This is a genomic window from Tenacibaculum mesophilum, assembly GCF_003867075.1.
Classification (GTDB): Bacteria; Bacteroidota; Bacteroidia; order Flavobacteriales; family Flavobacteriaceae; genus Polaribacter; species Polaribacter mesophilus.
Window position 1 is genome coordinate 1491752 of the sequence record NZ_CP032544.1, and the last position, 18682, is coordinate 1510433.

The following is an 18682-nucleotide window of genomic DNA, read 5'->3' on the forward strand; positions in this document are numbered from 1 at the left end:
CTTTATTTTACCTTTCTTGCTTTTGATTATTCAAATCTTGCTAAATTTTAATATACAAGACCTACAATGCTTTTGATAAAGTTGTACTTTTACATAGTATAAATTAACAATAATGGCACACGATTTAAGTGACTATAGAAAATCTTACGAAAAAAGAGAGTTACTAGAGAATAACTGTCCTGAGAATCCTATTGAATTGTTTAGGGATTGGTTTTTTGTTGCAGATGAATCTGAAATGGTAGAGGAAGCAAATGCTATGACGATTGCGTCTATCGGGTTAGATGGCTTTCCAAAAAGCAGGGTTGTTTTATTAAAAAAATACACTTGGGAAGGTTTTATTTTTTATACCAATTACAATTCAGAGAAAGGAAAGGCTATTTTAAATAACAATCATGTATGCCTATCTTTTTTTTGGGCTGGTTTAGAACAACAAATTATCATTAAAGGAAAGGCTGAGAAGCTTGCTGAGAATTTGTCTGACGGATATTTTGAATCGAGACCAGATGGAAGTAAATTAGGTGCTTGGGCTTCTAATCAAAGTGAGGTAGTTACCTCTCGTAATGAGCTGGATAACAATCTTGCTTCTTTTGAAAAAAAGTTTGAGAATCAAGAAATCCCTAGACCTAAACATTGGGGTGGTTTTTTAGTAAAACCAGTTTCTATTGAGTTTTGGCAAGGGCGCCCTAACCGTATGCACGATCGCATTCGATACACCTTACAAAAAGATTTTTCTTGGAAACTTGAACGTTTAGCTCCTTAGTTTTATATTTACATAGCTTTTTATAATTAAATGAAAACACTTTATATTGTTCGTCACGCAAAATCATCATGGAAATATGAGAGCGTTAAAGATATTGACAGACCTTTAAAAGAACGTGGTATTAACGATGCCCATCTTTTATCTAAGTACCTAGCGGAAGAAATAAAAAGACCTGACGTATTTCTTTCTAGTAGTGCCAACAGAGCGCTTCATACAGCTGTTATTTTTTGTGAGAACTTTGGATATCCTTTATCCAATCTTAAAATAAAACGTCAATTGTATAGCTTTAGTGATGGTTATTTAGTAAAAACAGTAAAAGCTCTTGACGATAGCTTTAACAGTGCTATTGTTTTTAGCCACGACCATGGTATAAATAGTTTTGTAAATAAATTTGGAAACAAACCTATTGCACATGTAACTACTTGTGGTGTTATTGGAATAGAGTTTGATACAAAGCACTGGAAAGATATTAAGAAAGGAAACACAGTTTTAGTAGAGTTTCCTAAAAACCATAGATAAATTAGTACATTTTGAAGATAAAGAAGTACGGCGCTATTGATATAGGATCTAATGCAGTAAGGTTATTAGTAGCCAACGTTATTGAAGAAAAAAATAAAGAACCACAATTTAAAAAGTCATCCTTAGTTCGTGTTCCTATTCGTTTAGGAGCAGACGCTTTTGTTTCTGGAAAAATATCAGAGGCGAATACTCAAAGAATGCTTGATGCAATGCAAGCCTTTAAATTAATCATGAAAATTCATGGTGTTGAAAAATACAAAGCCTGTGCTACCTCAGCAATGAGAGAAGCTGAAAATGGAGAAGAAGTTGCCGCTACTATTTTAGAAAATACTGATGTTAAGATTGATATTATTGACGGAAAAAAAGAAGCAGCTATAATTTCTTCAACAGATTTAAATCAATTAATAGAATCTGATGCTACTTACTTATATGTTGATGTTGGTGGGGGGAGTACAGAGTTTACTTTGTTTTCTAAAGGAAAAATTATTAACTCTAAATCTTTTAAAATAGGTACTGTACGTTTACTTAATAATACAAAACCTGAAAATAAAGCGCTTTTTAAAAAGGTTCAAAAATGGATTGAAGAAAATACTGGTGACTATAAACGTATTTCTTTAATTGGTTCTGGAGGAAATATTAATAAGCTATTTAAAATGTCTGGTAGAGATAGTGGTAAACCTATTTCATACATTTATCTTAATGCTCAGTACCAATTCTTAAAAAAGATGAGTTATCATGAACGAATCTCGGAATTAAGTTTAAACCCTGATAGGGCCGATGTAATTATTCCTGCTACAAAAATATACTTATCTGCCATGAAGTGGAGTGGTGCAAGAAAAATATATGTTCCTAAAATTGGGCTTTCTGACGGAATAATTAAAAGCCTATACTTTAATAAACTTTAGATTTACTATTACTTTTTATTTGTGACTCTTTTGGAATTGTAGTGTCTTAATAAGTATAAGTAATATTTTATTTACTATACTTCTCTAACAAGTAATCAAAAAAAACCGAGCTATTTGCTCGGTTTTTTATTTTAGTTTCTTCTTATTTGTACTTTGTCTGTTTTTAACTCTTTCTGTATCCAACTTCTCAGTTCGTTTTCATTTTTTACAAGAATAGAGTCCTTTAACTTTGCATTCCATTTTACTGATACTACTGTTGCTGTATCTACTTTTATAAAGTCGCTTGAAGATAGAACTTTAGCTAAACTCATTTCTTTTATATCATTGAATCTAATTTTTGCCTCTGTACTAATTTTACTAAAAGGAATTGAATTCTTATCTCTATATAAAGCTTGTTGTTCAATCGTTTGATTTAAATTAGATATGGTTCTTTTTAAATCATCAATCTCCATATGTAAACCTTTTATAACATTGTCTTTTTCATCTAATTCTTTTACAGCTCTATCATAAGCATCTACTACTCTATCAACACTTTTAGCTTTATTTTCATTTATAACTAAAGAATAAGAATCTATTTTAGGAAAAGCCTTTAATTCGTTACGTAAAAATGACTCTGTTGCATCACTTACATCACCATTAAAAAACAAGCTTATTGTTTTATCTTTAACTTCTAGTCTTTCACGCTGTAGCCATAAGTTAGGATTATCGTATACTTTTGCTTTTAAAAACCTTTTATAGTTTGCGTCTATTACACTCTCATTATACACTCCTACAAAAGTAAATACCGCTGGAACCATTACTAAAAAGGCTATAAAAGATGCTATTTGCGCTATTCTTTTACGTTTAGCTGAGTTTACATAACGAATCATAGTAAAACCTAACAGTTTTAATACTAAGAAAGTTGCTAAAGCGATAAAAATAGTATTAATTGTAAACAAGTACATCGCACCAAGAAAGTAGTCAAAATTACCTATTGCCAAACCATACCCTGCAGTACACAAAGGCGGCATTAAAGCTGTTGCAATTGCTACACCAAAGATTACAGAAGCAATTGTTCCTTTTTTGGTTCGTGCAATAATTAATGCTAAACCACCAAAAAAAGCTATTAATACATCTCGAATATCTGGTCTTACCCTACCTAATAACTCCGAAGTTTCTTCACGAAGTGGAAATATAAAGAAAAATAGAAATGCAGTTAATAAGCTCAATACAATCATAGTTGCTAAGTTTATTAACGATTTTCGTAATGTGTCAATATCATTAATAGCAATAGACATTCCTACTCCTAAAATAGGTCCCATTAGTGGAGATATTAACATGGCTCCAATTACTACTGCTGTTGAGTTTGCATTTAAACCAATAGATGCCACAAAAATAGAACAGATTAAAATCCAAGCTGTGGCTCCTTTAAAAGAAATATCACTTTTTATTGCTTCTATTGTTGCTTCTTGGTCTGTATCATCTCTAAAATCGAGTAACTCTAAAATAAACTTTTTTACTTTTTCCCATAAACCTTTTGCATCTTGCTGTATCGCTTGCTTCGATTGCTCCGCTGCTGCTTCTTGTTTATTTTCTTCCATAAATTCTAATTTTTGTTAACTTTGGAAAGATACGAAATTCAGTAATTAGTAAAGGCTAAAAAACTCTGAGAGACAAACTATTTTAGTTTACCTAAATAATTTCGTAACAAAGACTAATCTTTTTTAATAACCTCACTAAAAAAATTAAGGTTACTCTAAAATAAATAAATCGTTATTATAAACTATTTCTCTGATACCCAATTTATATGGTAATATTTGTTCAGAGTACTCTTTGTATAAGCTAGGGTTTATTTCTCCTGTAAAGAGTAGCTTTCCTTCCTCGTTATATGTTTGTATTGTTATAATTTCGTCTACTTTACTCATTTTTAAGTATACTTCAGATTGATATCTAGAGTTGGCTTTTAAATATACTATTCCTGTTACTAATTTACCTTTTGAGAAAACTGCAGTATATTTAGGTTTGTTTTTTTCATATTGAACAACTTCACCTTCTAATTGGTTATTTAATTCCTTATACGTTAATAGCAGCTGGTTTTGCAAATTGTAAACAGTGGTACTCGTTTCTTTTTCTGATATATATTCGGTAATTATTTTTTGATTTTTATTTTGTTCTATTTTCTTTACTAGAGCACCATTTTTATATGTTTTTTTGGTTCCATAAAGGTCATTCTTTTGCCCTTCAAAAGGCTTTCCTTTCTTATATAATAATCGAGATATTTCTTTACCTTTTTCATCATAATAAATACTATATCCTTCTTTTTTATTTTCGTAATAATTTTCTTCTTTTTGTTTTTTACCTCTTTTATAATAAATAAAAGTTCCATGCTTTTTATCGTTTACGTAATTTCCAGTTTCCTTTAAAGTTTTTTCGTCGTATTCAAACTTTTTATAAACTCCTTCCTTTAATCCATTTTTTACATTTATTTCTATTCGATCTTTATAATCATACATAACCCCTGTAGGTTTTTGATTGGTAAAAGTCGCTTGCCCTATTAATTTTCCTTCTTTAGAGTAAAATTTAGCTTCCGAATTAACATCTATATATTCTCTTAAAACATATTCATTATTCCTTGAGTTATATACTTTTTGATATCTTTTTGATTTTATAAGTTTTCCTTTATTTAACTCTTTAACTTCTTCTATTTGATCTGTTTTATAGAAATACTTGTATTCTGTTCCTGTTTTAGTTATAAAGTTATAATTAGCGATAACTTTTCCGCTTTTATCGTAATAAATTGCTGTTAACTTTTTTCTGTACGAATTAAGTTTATAGGTTACTTCACTTTTTTTTCCTCCATTAATATAGTAGCTAATGATTTTTGATAAACTTCCATCTTCGTAGAATCTTGTTTCTTTATAAAGAGCGTTATCTTCTTTATAATCATACTTTGTTCTTTCTACTACTTCTCCATCTTTAAAGCTCTCTTTTTCTGAAATTTTGTTTCTATAGTTTTTCTTATACAGAGTACCTTCAATAGGAGTTGGCGAGTAATAACCTGCTTCTAAAGCTCTAGAGTTATAATAACCTTCTTTTAGCTTTACTTTTAGTCTTCCTAACTTCTTTCCTGAAATATCATAATAGGTAATTTCTGAATTTTTTAAATGCGAAAATACCAATGTAGTATCTTTATAATATTCTACTACTTCTTCTGCTATTCCATTTTTGTAAGTAATATCTTGTTTATTACCTCCTTTATTTTTTACAACTCTACCTTCTAATTTATCATTTATTTGTTCTAACACCCCTATTTGAGTACCTTGATCATCGTAGCTTATTACCTTAACAAGGTTCCTTTTATCTCCAAATTCTTCTTTTTTAATTAGAATACCTCGTTTGTTAAATGTTTCAACCTTTTTTAATTTTCCTTTTTCATAAGTATTTATTTTTTTTACCACTGCTGTCTTGGTGAAAAAAAACAAGTATTTCTTTCCTTCATAAGGAGTTTTATAATTTAATTCTTCTTCATACTTGTATTGTATAGCCCCTAACTTGTTGTTTTGTTCATCATAAAATGTTTCTGTTAAAGTACTTTTATTAAAACGATTACGAGTAATTCCATTATGATAAAAGTATTGTGTAAAAACTGGATTTCCTTGTTCATATTCTGCAATATATTTAACACGCATTGGGTTATAATAATAGCTTACTTTTTTACCATCTCTATATGCTCTTTTATCATAAGTTATCTGTCCTATTTTTTTTCCTTTTTTACCATAATATATTTCTTTAGTTATTTTTCCTTTATCATAGTAATGCTCATAACGAATATCATTTTTATCTCCTTCAAAAAATATTCTTTTTGTTATTTTTCCATTCTCGTAGGTAACCTCTTCGATTGCTATAGTCGTTTTTTTGTCTTTACTTTCTGTATAATAAGTAGATATTCCTTTTAGTTGCTTATCATCAAAACTCATTTTCTTTATAAGTTTTCCTTCTTTAGTATACCAAAAGGCTTGTTGCAAATAAATACTATCTTTATACTTAGAAAGTCCTGTCATTTGTAATGTACCATCAATATAAAAGTCATTAACACGATATAGTTTTCCCTCCTTTTGTATAGGGTTTCTATAAAAAGAAGCATTTTCTTTATTGGTTTCTTTCCAGTTTTTATCTAACCAAAGTGTGTCTTTTTGAGCTTTAGCTATAGTTATACAACACAATAATAAAGCAATTGTAAAAAAGGATTTCATATATTAATTTTATATGTTTTTAATTTAAATGTTAGTTGTGACGTGCAACATTTTTTTTGAGTTTCAAAAATACAGTAATTTCAGAACGTTATTAAAATATACGTAAACCATATTTAGTTACAAATCCAAAAATATAGGGCTTTTGAGTATTACCAAAAGCCCTATATTTATTATTGAAGTTCTACTAATTTTTATAGTAATGTTTAAAAACTATTAAATCTTTAACTTACTTTTTAAATTCGGTGAAACTGCATCTTTATGTAATAAAACAGATATTGTTTTCAATTTAAAATAAGGAACTGACATATATACATACCCCTGATTTCCTTGATTTTTACCCCAAGAGTTCTTTACTTTAAAATAGGTATTTCCTTTTTGATCTTTTACCAAACCTACAATATGCATTAAGTGATCGTCCGTTGTATTAAAGTTTTCAAATTCTGCTTGACGTAAACTTGGTGTAACAGTTCTTTCTTCAACTATTTCTGTTAGTGCTTTTTCATTTTCTGTGCTACTTGCAGGAATTATTGCTACTCCATTTTTTGATGAAAATGTTTTTTCTGAAACATCACAGTCTAACTCTACGGTGTATCCTTTTTTAATTGCGTTTTCTGTTACTGCAACTAATTCATCTAAAGAAACATTATAAAATGCTCCGTTTGAAAAATTATCTGGAATATTTAAGATGAATTGATCATATTTTTTTGCATGCTCAAAAGAACTAATCGTTACATAGTTTGAAGGATCTATTTTTACATACTCTGCAAACGTTTTAGGAGTATATTTTTTTCCTTCAAAAGTAAATTCCTTTTTATTTTTTCCTAAGTATACATCCAAAACACTTTCTACTGATTGCTTCCACTTTGGACTTAATTCTCCTGCTGGATTTTTGATATAAGCATCCAACATCGATTTTAACACCGTAATCATTTCAGCGTGATTATGTTTATCTTGTCCTAAATCTAAACCAGTAAAAACTTGCTCAGGTACTAATCCGTATTTTTCTACAGAATTAATAACATCATGTGCCAAACCTCCTTCACTAAATTGTGCTTTTCCTTGGCGGTATAAGTAATTATTTGCTTTATCTGAATACGTGTTACGAACCGTATACATCTCAGATAAATCAATGTTTTTACCTGTCAATCTAATAATTTCTGATTCTAAAAAAGAGGTTGTAGAAAAGCTCCAACATGTTCCTGTTCTTCCTTGGCTTTTAACTTCAGTATCTTCAATGTCTTTTACTGTTGAAAACTGATACTTTTGTGCTGAAGTTGAAGTTATACTTAAAAAAGTAAATGCTGCTCCTAATAGAATTTTTTTCATATTTAAAAATCTTATGATAATTTAAGCAAGCAATTTACTCTTTTTAAAAGACTATTAAACTTCAAAACTGTTAAAAATCTACAATAACACCTATACGAGGTAAGGCTCTACCTGTTGTACTTTCTATTTCTTCTAGTAAATATCTTGAACTATCGTTAGGATCGGTCACTCTTCCATTTCCATCTTCAATAGGTAATAAAAATGGTTGCTGTTTAGAGCTACTAGCATATATATTTTGAACATCTAAATACAAGTTAATAGCCGCTTTTTTTAAGAACCATGTTTTATCTACACGTATATCTAATTGTGTATACGTATCTAATCTTTCTGTGTTTAGTTTGGTATAATCTAAAATTCCGCCGTTTTGCACATCGTAATTATCTTTTAAAGAAGAAGCGTCTAAATTGTATGGCGTATAAGGTTTACCACCAACTAATCGAAATTTCGTTCCTATTTCCCAGTTTCTGTTTAGTTTTTTTCCTGCTGTAATTGTTAGTAAGTGTTTATTATCCCAAGTTGAGGGAATATAGGCTCCTTGTGCATCTTTAAATTCACTTCTCACAAAAGTATACGACGCTATTCCGTACAATCCACTATACGATTTCTTTTGTGCTAACAACTCAAAACCATATGCTCTACCCTCAGAGGTTGAACTTACTGCTTCGTTTCCTATAATACCAAAATCAGCACCTAGGTTTGCTAGACTTATTTTGTTTCTTATTGAAAATGGATAGTTTTTATATCCTTTATAAAACCCTTCAAAAGTTATTTTTGAACTTGTATCAGGCTTATAACTCAATCCACTTACAAAATGATCTGATTGTATGTACTTCAATCCATTTTTATTCTCAAACTCTCCTATATCGTTTTTATATCCTAATACTGTATACGATGGTAATTGATAATAACGACCTACTGAAGAACTCACCGTCCATTTTTCAGATAAATTATAACTTAACGACAATCGTGGTGAAAATTGGTTAAATGGATTTTTCATTTCTGAATTGTAATCAATCCCGTCCATTCTAACTCCAAAAGAAACTCCTAACTTTTCATCTAAATATCTTTTTGATACTTGTCCGAAAACTCCATATTTCACAAAGTCTATGGCTGAATTAAAATCATAAATAATAACTCCATCTGAATTAGCATTTTTTTGATAATTACTATTCGTATACCTCGCTGTTTCTAAATTAAAACCTAAGTTAAAATCAATTTTGTTAGCAGTTTCAAAGCTATTTTCATATCGCAATTTATTTTCTATTTCTTTAGATGAATAATCTAACAATAAGTTTGCTGGTATTTCTTCATTTAAAAAGTACTTTACTGCCTTGTTTTTCCATTCATTTCTACTTAATACAACTAAGTGTGTCGAGCTTGGAGCAAAGTACTTATAACTGGCTCCTACCGTATAATTCCATTGACTGTTTACGGGAACAGAGTTTAAAATAACTTTATTTCTCTTTATCGTTTCTAAATCTGTTTCACCATCATTTACCTCTTTATTAATTTCAAAATCATCAATAGCACCCAAAGCAACTATTGATAATTCACTGTTTTTTGATAATTGCGATTTAACATTCACTTGAAAATCGCTGTATGTTGGTAAAAAAGGAAGTTTTATCAACTTAAATAAAAATTGTAAATACGATTGTCGAGCAGAAAACATAAAGGTTGTGTTCTTTCCTAATGGACCATCTAAGGTAATTCCTGCGTCCGAAGTTCCAATAGTTGCCCTTGTATTTAGTGAATTTGGGTTTCCTCTTTTTTGAGTAAACTCTATAACAGAACTTAAAGAGTTACCCCTATTAGCAGGAAAAGCACTTGAATAAAAATCTACCTTACGAATTAAATCTGCATTCATAATTCCAACTGGTCCACCAGTTGCTCCTTGTGTTTGGAAGTGGTTTATTACAGGAACTTCAATTCCATCTAAATAAAACTTATTTTCAGAAGTTGCTCCTCCTCTAATAATAATATCATTTCTAAATCCAGGATTAGAAGCTACTCCTGGAAAAGACTGAATAACCTTTAAGACATCTCTATTTCCTCCAGGGTTCTTTTCTATTTCTGCTATACCCAAACTTTGAAGCGATAAAGGGCTATCTACAGACTCTTTAAATAGTGGTGCTTGTATTTCAACTTCTTTTAACTGTGTTGCATCTTCAATTAACTCCAAGGTTATATATGGCGAATTATCTTTAGTAACTAAATACTCGTCAGAAATTAACGTTTTATAACCTACAAACGATGCTTGTATTTTATTATACCCTAAAGGGACATTACTCAATTCAAACTCTCCATTTTCATTTGAAACTGTCCCTATTTCTGTTCCGTGTACTAAAATATTTACAAAAGGAAGCACTTCTCTTGTTTTAGAATCAATAACCTTCCCTGAAATTCCTCCTTCATTTTGGGACATTCCAGTAAACGACTGAAGTAAAACTAAGAATATCAACACTTTTTTCATATCAAAATATTTAAGATTTAACAAAAATACACATTATGTTTAACAAAAAACAAAAAATATTAAACAACATAATTATACAAACAAAAAAACTCAATCGATATGATTGAGTTTTTGTGGGGAGAGCAGGATTCGAACCTGCGAAGTCGTAAGACAACGGAGTTACAGTCCGTCCCATTTGGCCGCTCTGGAATCTCCCCAAAGCTTTTTAAAAAAGCTTCTCATTTGTTAAGAGAAGCTTTATAGTGACCGGGCTGGGGCTCGAACCCAGGACCCTCTCCTTAAAAGGGAGATGCTCTACCAACTGAGCTACCCGGTCATTTTTTGCTTTTGCTATTCTGCGTTTGCGGGTGCAAATATAGAAGCTTTTATTGTTCCCACAAACATTTTTTAGAAGTTTTTTTGAAAATTTTTTAATGTTTTTTGTTACCTATTAATTAACAGAAAGTTACCTAAACATCATTTAAGTATGCTTTTCTTACTTTTTTAAATAAATTAGATGAATACACAAAATCTACCACTGCTTCATTATCTGTTTTGAAGATTTCTTTATGTGATCCTTCCCATGCTTTGACTCCATTTTTTAGAAAAACAATCTTATCTCCTATTTCCATCACCGAATTCATATCATGTGTATTTATTACTGTAGTAATTTTATACTCATCGGTAATTTCTTGAATTAGGTTATCTATAACAATAGACGTTTGCGGATCTAAACCTGAGTTAGGCTCATCACAAAACAAATATTTAGGCTTCATTACAATTGCACGGGCAATTGCTACACGTTTTTGCATTCCTCCAGATAATTCAGCAGGAAACTTTTTATTTGAATTTTCTAAGTTTACACGGTTCAACACAAAATTCACCCTGTCTAGCATTTCACTTTCGGGTTGTTTGGTAAACATTTTTAAAGGAAACATTATATTCTCTTCTACTGTTTGAGAATCAAACAAGGCACTTCCTTGAAATACCATTCCTAATTCTTGACGAAATTGACGTTTATCTTCTATCGTCATATCAGTATTCGCAAGTCCATCATAAACAATGGTTCCTTGCTCTGGTGTGTGTAAGCCAATTAATGATTTTAAAAATACTGTTTTACCTGAACCACTCTGACCAATAATTAAACTTGTTTCTCCTGGTTTAAATGAAGTTGTTATCCCCTTTAAAATCTCAACACCATTAAATCCTTTGTGTAAATTATTTACTTCTATCATTAGGTTAATAACATTTGAGTTAAGAAATAGTTCGCTATAACAATAAGCACTGTAGTCCAAACTACAGACTGTGTACTTGCTTTTCCAACTTCTAATGAACCTCCTTTTACATAATATCCATGATAGGAAGGCACTGTAGCAATTAAAAAAGCAAAAACCACTGTTTTTATCAACGCATAGGTTATAAGAAACGGATCAAAATCTAATTGAACTCCTGCTATATAATCTGCTCCAGAAAACAAACCCGATAATACCCCTGCCATCCATCCGCCAAAAATTCCTAAAAACATTCCTAGAATTATTAAAAACGGATAAAAGAAAACTGTAGCTATTATTTTAGGAAGCACTAAATAGTTTAATGAGTTAATTCCCATCACCTCAAGTGCATCAATTTGCTCTGTAACACGCATAGTTCCAATACTTGAAGTTATATACGAACCTACTTTACCTGCTAAAATAATAGAACAAAATGTAGGTGCAAACTCTAAAATTACTGATCGTTTTGCTGCAAAACCAATCAACGATTTTGGTATAAACGGACTTTCTAAATTCAATGCTGTTTGCAAGGCGATTACCCCTCCAATAAAAAACGATATAAAAGCTATAATTCCTATCGACTTATGCCCCAACTCATCTACTTCTCTAAATAAAGCTTCCCGAAATACTCTTGCTCTTTGTGGCTTTGAAAAAACCTGTTTTAGCATTGAAAAGTATTTACCAATATGCTCAATGTAATTCATTAAATGAAATATATTTTTTCTTTTTGCTAAAGTATTAAAAAACCATTAACTCATCGCCTTATTTATAAGTTTTAGCTTGCTTTTTATGTACCTTTGAGTTTTAATTTTCAAAAAACAAAATGAGAAAAATAGCTTTTTTAGCAGCTATAATATGTTTAACCAGCTGCTCTGTTAATAAAAAAACAAATACTCAAAAACCAAAACTAGTAGTTGGTGTTGTTGTTGACCAAATGCGTTACGATTACCTTACTCGTTTTGCTAATAGATATGGTAACGACGGTTTTAAACGTTTACTTAGAGAAGGATACTCTTTAGAAAACGCTCATTACAATTATATTCCTACTTACACTGCTGTAGGGCATACTTCTATTTACACAGGAACAACGCCTACTAATCATGGAATTATTAGCAACCATTGGTATGATAAATATTTAAAGAAAACTATTTATTGTGTTGATGATAATAACTATAACACTGTTGGTAATAACGGTGAAGGAGGAAAAAAGTCTCCTTATAGAATGTTAACTACTACAGTAACCGATCAGTTGAAACTAGCTCAAAACATGAATGGTAAAACCATTGGTATTGCCATAAAAGATCGTTCTGCTATTTTACCTGCAGGACACACAGCTAACGCTGCTTATTGGTTTGACGGTGGTGATAAAGGGCAATGGATTTCTTCTTCTTTTTACTTAAATGAATTACCTACTTGGGTACAAGAGTTCAATGCTTCAGGGAAAGCTGATGAATATTTAAGTAAACCATGGGAAACTTTATATGATATTAGTACGTATACCCAAAGTATTGATGATGATAATAACTTTGAAGTAACTTTCAAAGGGGAGGAAAAGCCAGTTTTTCCGCACGACATTCCAACGTTAAGAAAGAGCAATAATAATTACAGTATAATAAAAGGGATTCCTGCTGGTAATTCTATTACTACTGATTTTGCTAAAGCGGCTATTATTGGTGAAAACTTAGGAAAATCTGAGTACACTGACTTTTTAGCAGTTAGTTATTCTTCAACCGATTATGTTGGACATCAGTTTGGAGTTGCTTCCAAAGAAATTGAAGATACGTATTTACGCTTAGATCAAGATTTAGCTGATTTATTTAAGTTTTTAGACACACAGGTTGGAAAAGACAACTATACATTATTCTTAACTGCCGATCATGCTGCAGTACAAGTTCCTTCATACTTAGAATCTTTAAAAATACCTGCTGGTTATGTAAAGCCTGTTGCTTTCAAAAACTTTTTAAATGAAATTACCTTAAAACATTTTAAATCGGATGAAATCATTGAAAACGTTTCAAACTTTCAAGTGTTCTTAAATAAAGATAAGATTAGAGAGTTAAACCTTGACTATGAAAATGTAGCACAAACCATAGCGGATGAAGCTATTAATCATAAAAAGATATACAAATCGGTAACTGCTAGAACCATGCAAACCACAACGTTTACTAACGGAATTTTACATGTATTACAAAACGGTTACAATCAAAAGTTTTCGGGTGATGTTATTTTAATCCCTAATCCGTCAACTATTGCTAGTAGTTCAAAAAAAGGGACTACGCATGGTTCTGGATACTCGTACGATACACACATTCCGATGATTTTTTATGGAAATGGAATTAAGCAAGGAGTTTCTAAAAAGAAATATGAAATTGTAGATATTGCTCCAACGATTTCTAATTTATTACAGATAGAATTCCCTAATGGATGTTCTGGAAAGATTATTGAAGAGGTTCTTGAATAACAGATTTGGAAAAGCATAGACAAGAAATAGAAAACGCCATTTTGATAAAATCAAAATGGCGTTTTTATTTAATTAATTCATTTCCTAATTATCAAATTAACATATTGTTTAATTCGGATTGTTTAATATAATTAGCGCTGCTATAACTCCTGGGACCCATCCACAAAGTGTTAATAAAAACACTATTATAATTGATCCACAACCTTTACCTATCACTGCCAACGGTGGAAAAAATATTGCTAATAAAACTCTTAATAAACTCATAGTACTTTTTTAGTTAGTATACTTAAAAGACGAGTTAATTAGAATTTTGTTACACTTGTGTTAAAAACATATAAGTTTACTTAATCTAACTAATATATTCTGCTAATGCATGCAAACTGCTTTAAAAGGAAATTATTTGCTGTGATATAGGAATGTCAATATATTTGAGAATTATTTAAATTTAAATTCAAAAAAATTGACATTTTCGAAAAAGAATATTTTGTATCTATTAAGAGTATTTTGTAGGTACTACATTGCCCTTCAAATGTTTTCTTATGCATTTGCTAAAATCCTTAAAACACAATTTAATTTAGGTTTTTCATCAACCATTGATGAGAATGTAAACAGCTTTAATGGTTTAATGCTCACTTGGCATTATTATGGTTATTCTAGAACTTATGGATTAATCATTGCTGGCGTTCAAATAGCATCAGCTTTATTCTTATTATTTAGAAAAACTGAACGTATTGGAGTCATACTTTTCCTCAGTTTCATGGTTAATATCTTATTGATAAATTACTTTTATGAAATTGATGGCGCTAAACCTATGTCAATTAGATTGACAATCATGGGATTCTTCCTTTTGCTTTCAGATTGGAAAGCCTTGACAAACTACTTTTTAAAATCTACCTCAAAAGAGTCTCTTATTCCTGAATTAATACCTACTAAACTAAAAGTTTTTTATTGGGGTAAATTTCTAATCATTCCTTGTATGATACTATACGGGTATATACACATCAATAACCTCAAAGAAGAATACATGGTTAAAAACGAGCTTTTTGGAGTATGGGAGATTACCCCAAGAAATACTAAAACCAAAATTGACAAACTTTATATTGAATTTAACAATAGAGTAAAGGTTAGGGATACATCTGATAATTTCTATTATGGAAAAATAGAACTCGATGATAAAAACAAAAAATTAAAGCTAAAAGTAAAACATTACTCCGATAGAGCCTATAACTTTATTCAAGATAGTTTAAAAAAATTGACTATTAAAGAAGATAATCTTAAAGAAACTAAGAGTAATATTCGAGAGTATTATAACTCCAGAAAAAATACGCTACCCATAGAACTGTGTTTTAAATATGAGTTAAAAAATGATTCTTTGAATTTAATTGGAAAAAGAAGAAACACTTATTTAAATATTACTCATAAGTATAAAAATTAATACTTTATCAACATAAATAATAGCTGCTTAAAATTAAGCAGCTATTACACTACTAGTTTATATCCACCTAGCCTACACAAACCACTACATCAACTTTCCAAAGAAAATAGCGTTCATTAATAATTTGTTAGTTCCAAACCAAAACGCTCTAAAGTTGGTGTTATCTGTAAAAACAATCACTCTACCACTACCTAATCGCTGAACTTTAAACGGAACTGTGTTTTTTAATTCTTTTAAATTTTCTTTTGAAATATAACCACTCAATAATGGATTGTTTGTGTACTGAATTGGATTGTTAAAACTTTTTGCATCCGCTTGAATGAATTGCTTGGTGTTTCTAAACAAAGCTATCTTATCGTTTTTATATCCAAAGTTGATTGGATGTGAGCGATCTACCTTTGCTTCAAAAATTGCTCCTCCAATTACTTGCGCTCCAAATTGTAACGAACGATTTTCAAATGATACATTATTTACAGAATCTATTTTAGCTTTATTAAACTTTACATTAATAAACCCTCTGTTAGACAACCAATTTACTGTATTTCTATACCCGATTAGCACTCCTCCATTACGTACCCATACTTTTAGTTTCTCTACTAAATTCTTATCAATAGAGCGACTATTCGGAACAATAATCGTAGTATACTTATCAAGATTTACTCTCGAAGAATAATCGGTATCTAACTTTGTTAGTTTCATATCGTAACGTTGATCTAATAAATGCCAAATTTCTCCTGCATCATAACTTGTTACTCCTTTTCCAACCAACATCGCTACTTTTTGCTTTTTTACAGCTTCAAAGTTTCTACTTCCTAAATCAATTCCTTCATTTAACCCTGTAGACACACCTTTAATTGCAATATGATTTTCATTGGCTACTTTTCCTAAGAAATCGAACAACTCTTTTCCTTTTAATTTTTGATTTTGAGCTGGAATAAAAATAGTTCCGTAATCATACGAATTACCATCGTTTACAAACTTTTTCATCGCTACATTCGCTCGCAATCCTTTTTCTAAAATCGTATTTAACGCTTTAGGGGTACTATATTCATTCCAAGAAAATAAGTAGCCTACACTACTTTTTTGTTGAATTGTTCCTTGTTTTGGTTGTAATTGAGCCACCTCAGCTCCTGCTTTTAATAACGAAACATTTTCAGCAAAATCAACTCCAAACGCATAATTAAAGGTCCAAGCAGATACGTCATAAAACAAACTATCTTTAAAGGTTGTTCGTACATCAAACATTGCTTTTACCAATCGATGATTTTTTTGGTTCATAGGTACTACGTAGCTATACCCTTTTTTGAAACGTTTTCCATTCGATGTAAAATCTTCTTTTAACTCGTGGAGTTTTATTTGATGACGTTGTAAAACCTCAGCTAAGTGATTTGTTTTCGTCGCATCTTTTTCATCACCAAACACTATCGCTTTGTTTGTTTCTGAGCTTCTTGAATTTTTATAAAAACCTTGTTGATACTGTAAGATTTTAGTTCGCATGTTTTTAGCAGCTTCTAGTGTTGACAATGCTGCTGTAAACTGATTTCGAATGGTAAATGGAAACGTTAAAACTCCATTTTCACTTTCTTGTGCATGCCCACGAGAACTTCCTTGTTCAAACAAAATTCCGATTCCTCCATTAATATCTGGAAAAGTTGACCCTTTTCCGTAGTAAAAATCATCAAAGCTTTCCTCTGAATAATAGGTTGAACCTATTTTATCAAATGCTTTTGCGTGATAGGTTGCTATTTCTTTAGTTAACTCCTGATTCATTTTTGGAGTTAATGGATTTGTTCTACTCGGAATTCCTGGTTGGAAAAAAAAGGTAGAATTTGTTCCCATTTCATGATGATCGGTTAAAATATTAGGCAACCACTTATGGAATGTTTTAATTCGTACTCTACTCTCAGGTAATTGAACTGGCAACCAATCGCGATTCATATCAAACCAATAATGATTAGTTCTTCCCCCAGGCCAAACTTCGTGATATTCTCTATCATTCGGATCAGGATTAATATTATTTGCCTTATTTGTATTTGCCCAATATGCAAAACGTTGTAAACCATCTGGGTTCATTGCTGGATCAAAAAGTATTACTGAGTTATTTAATAATTCCTCTATTTTTTGCCCTTCTGCTGCTGCTAAATAATACGCTGCTGCCAAGGCTGCATTTGAACCACTTGCTTCATTTCCGTGAATTGAAAACCCTTGGTATACCACAATTGGACTATTAGAAACATCTATAAAAGCATAGTTTGTTGCTTTTATATGATTTTCTCGTATTTCTTCTAAATTTTGATGGTTTTTAGAGGAAGTAATTGTTAGCAATACTAAAGGTCTTCCTTCATAAGTTGTTCCTCTGTTTTCAAGCACTACTCTATCTGAAGCATTCGCAAGTGCTTTCATATATTCTACCAACTTATCATGTGTAACATGCCACTCTCCTACTTCATGTCCTAAAACAGATTTTGGAGTGGGAATATTGGAGTTATAAGAAACATTTTTTGGCAAGTAATAATTCAAATCGATAGTTTGAGCCGTTACTGTTGCACTAACAAACAGTAGTGATAGTAATAATTTCTTCATTATTTTCTTGGTTTCATTTTGCGATTGGTTATAAAATTAGGTAATTAATAGCACTAATAGACAAAATCCCGCATAAACCGCGGGATTTATTAGTTTTAAATATTTAACTGTTAATTATCTGTTTCTTTTATCTTTAATAGAGCAACCTATTGCTCTTGTATCAGTTTTTGTTGGTTTTTCTCCTTTTATCAAAGCATCTACAGCATTTTCAACAAAACGTTCTTTTACATTGCTTTCATCACGAGAATTATCGTCAATAGCACCAATATATTCTACAATTAATTTATTATTTTCTTTATTTAAAATATAAACATGTGGGGTTCTTGTTGCTCCATATTTAGGATATACTTTTTGCCCTTCATCAAACAGATAAGGAAATGTAAATCCTTTTTCTTTCGCACGTACCTTCATTGCTTCAAAACTATCTCCTTTTGATACTTCCGGGTCATTTGGGTTGATAGCTATGACAGGAAAGCCTTTCTTTTTATATTTTTTATCTAGAGCAATTAATCTATCTTCATTAGCTACAGAATACGGACACATATTACATGTAAACACAACAATAAATCCTTTTGCGTCTTTATAATTTGCCAAAGAAACCATTTTATCATCTATATTTTTTAATGTAAAATCAGAAGCTTCATCTCCTACTTTATAACCTCTAGAGTTATCACTAGTAAATGCTGAAATAGATGCCACCACCAATAACATCAATATTATTTTAATTGTCTTCATAATTAT

At 30.6% G+C, this 18682-nt stretch carries 14 protein-coding genes and 2 tRNA genes; 5 read left to right on the plus strand and 11 right to left on the minus strand.

Annotation, left to right across the window (positions count from 1 at the left end; genetic code table 11):
- The first annotated feature begins 112 nt into the window (after positions 1-112).
- From pdxH to D6200_RS06820, 3 genes are read left to right on the plus strand one after another with little or no spacing between them, the layout of a single operon-like run.
- Entirely contained in the window at positions 113-760 is a 648-nt protein-coding gene (pdxH, locus tag D6200_RS06810; RefSeq protein ID WP_073184465.1) for a pyridoxamine 5'-phosphate oxidase, read from the plus strand.
- A 30-nt stretch (positions 761-790) separates the two neighbouring features.
- Entirely contained in the window at positions 791-1279 is a 489-nt protein-coding gene (locus D6200_RS06815) for a SixA phosphatase family protein (RefSeq protein WP_073184467.1), read from the plus strand.
- A gap of 8 nt (positions 1280-1287) precedes the next feature.
- On the plus strand, positions 1288-2184 hold the full coding sequence (locus D6200_RS06820) for a Ppx/GppA phosphatase family protein (RefSeq protein ID WP_073184470.1): 897 nt from the start codon (positions 1288-1290) through the stop codon (positions 2182-2184).
- Between the two features lie 131 nt (positions 2185-2315).
- Here the strand turns inward: D6200_RS06820 and D6200_RS06825 are convergent, their stop codons facing one another.
- From D6200_RS06825 to D6200_RS06860, 8 genes are all read right to left on the minus strand, one after another.
- Positions 2316-3764, minus strand: a complete 1449-nt coding sequence (locus D6200_RS06825) for a DUF389 domain-containing protein (RefSeq protein WP_047790139.1) — start codon at positions 3762-3764, stop codon at positions 2316-2318.
- Between the two features lie 150 nt (positions 3765-3914).
- Positions 3915-6416 (minus strand): toxin-antitoxin system YwqK family antitoxin, encoded by a 2502-nt coding sequence (locus D6200_RS06830; protein ID WP_073184472.1) that lies wholly within the window; start codon positions 6414-6416, stop codon positions 3915-3917.
- A 213-nt stretch (positions 6417-6629) separates the two neighbouring features.
- Positions 6630-7742 (minus strand): C1 family peptidase, encoded by a 1113-nt coding sequence (locus tag D6200_RS06835; protein WP_047790137.1) that lies wholly within the window; start codon positions 7740-7742, stop codon positions 6630-6632.
- A gap of 70 nt (positions 7743-7812) precedes the next feature.
- Positions 7813-10212, minus strand: coding sequence for a TonB-dependent receptor (locus D6200_RS06840; protein WP_073184474.1), 2400 nt, complete (start codon positions 10210-10212; stop codon positions 7813-7815).
- A 114-nt stretch (positions 10213-10326) separates the two neighbouring features.
- Positions 10327-10409 (minus strand) — tRNA-Tyr (locus tag D6200_RS06845).
- Between the two features lie 46 nt (positions 10410-10455).
- A tRNA-Lys gene (locus tag D6200_RS06850) sits at positions 10456-10528 on the minus strand.
- Between the two features lie 133 nt (positions 10529-10661).
- Complete coding sequence (locus tag D6200_RS06855; protein ID WP_047790135.1) at positions 10662-11426, minus strand: ABC transporter ATP-binding protein; 765 nt, start codon at positions 11424-11426, stop codon at positions 10662-10664.
- Positions 11426-12166, minus strand: a complete 741-nt coding sequence (locus tag D6200_RS06860; RefSeq protein WP_047790134.1) for an MlaE family ABC transporter permease — start codon at positions 12164-12166, stop codon at positions 11426-11428. The genes D6200_RS06855 and D6200_RS06860 overlap by 1 nt, the downstream gene beginning before the upstream one ends.
- 119 nt (positions 12167-12285) lie before the next feature.
- Between D6200_RS06860 and pafA the strand changes: the two genes are divergently transcribed.
- Positions 12286-13923, plus strand: a complete 1638-nt coding sequence (gene pafA / locus D6200_RS06865) for an alkaline phosphatase PafA (protein ID WP_073184476.1) — start codon at positions 12286-12288, stop codon at positions 13921-13923.
- 108 nt (positions 13924-14031) lie between these two features.
- Here the strand turns inward: pafA and D6200_RS06870 are convergent, their stop codons facing one another.
- Positions 14032-14187 (minus strand): YqaE/Pmp3 family membrane protein, encoded by a 156-nt coding sequence (locus D6200_RS06870; RefSeq protein WP_073184478.1) that lies wholly within the window; start codon positions 14185-14187, stop codon positions 14032-14034.
- Positions 14188-14452: 265 nt separating this feature from the next.
- Here D6200_RS06870 and D6200_RS06875 point away from each other — a divergent pair, with 265 nt between their 5' ends.
- On the plus strand, positions 14453-15358 hold the full coding sequence (locus tag D6200_RS06875) for a hypothetical protein (protein WP_073184479.1): 906 nt from the start codon (positions 14453-14455) through the stop codon (positions 15356-15358).
- A gap of 84 nt (positions 15359-15442) precedes the next feature.
- On the opposite strand, the gene D6200_RS06880 is transcribed toward D6200_RS06875, so the two are convergent.
- Together D6200_RS06880 and D6200_RS06885 are read right to left on the minus strand one after the other, a co-directional pair.
- Positions 15443-17941, minus strand: a complete 2499-nt coding sequence (locus D6200_RS06880; protein ID WP_073184480.1) for a M14 family metallopeptidase — start codon at positions 17939-17941, stop codon at positions 15443-15445.
- A gap of 114 nt (positions 17942-18055) precedes the next feature.
- The gene (locus D6200_RS06885; protein ID WP_073184481.1) at positions 18056-18676 is read right to left on the minus strand and encodes a thioredoxin family protein; all 621 of its coding nucleotides are present in this window, start codon (positions 18674-18676) and stop codon (positions 18056-18058) included.
- Between the last annotated feature and the right edge of the window lie 6 nt (positions 18677-18682).

Coding starts and splice junctions, on each gene's coding strand:
- D6200_RS06855 (WP_047790135.1), bottom strand. CDS start 11,426: ATGATAGAAGTAAATAATTTACACAAAGGATTTAATGGTGTTGAGATT.
- pdxH (WP_073184465.1), top strand. CDS start 113: ATGGCACACGATTTAAGTGACTATAGAAAATCTTACGAAAAAAGAGAG.
- D6200_RS06830 (WP_073184472.1), bottom strand. CDS start 6,416: ATGAAATCCTTTTTTACAATTGCTTTATTATTGTGTTGTATAACTATA.
- D6200_RS06815 (WP_073184467.1), top strand. CDS start 791: ATGAAAACACTTTATATTGTTCGTCACGCAAAATCATCATGGAAATAT.
- D6200_RS06840 (WP_073184474.1), bottom strand. CDS start 10,212: ATGAAAAAAGTGTTGATATTCTTAGTTTTACTTCAGTCGTTTACTGGA.
- pafA (WP_073184476.1), top strand. CDS start 12,286: ATGAGAAAAATAGCTTTTTTAGCAGCTATAATATGTTTAACCAGCTGC.
- D6200_RS06880 (WP_073184480.1), bottom strand. CDS start 17,941: ATGAAGAAATTATTACTATCACTACTGTTTGTTAGTGCAACAGTAACG.
- D6200_RS06885 (WP_073184481.1), bottom strand. CDS start 18,676: ATGAAGACAATTAAAATAATATTGATGTTATTGGTGGTGGCATCTATT.
- D6200_RS06860 (WP_047790134.1), bottom strand. CDS start 12,166: ATGAATTACATTGAGCATATTGGTAAATACTTTTCAATGCTAAAACAG.
- D6200_RS06835 (WP_047790137.1), bottom strand. CDS start 7,742: ATGAAAAAAATTCTATTAGGAGCAGCATTTACTTTTTTAAGTATAACT.
- D6200_RS06870 (WP_073184478.1), bottom strand. CDS start 14,187: ATGAGTTTATTAAGAGTTTTATTAGCAATATTTTTTCCACCGTTGGCA.
- D6200_RS06825 (WP_047790139.1), bottom strand. CDS start 3,764: ATGGAAGAAAATAAACAAGAAGCAGCAGCGGAGCAATCGAAGCAAGCG.
- D6200_RS06875 (WP_073184479.1), top strand. CDS start 14,453: ATGTTTTCTTATGCATTTGCTAAAATCCTTAAAACACAATTTAATTTA.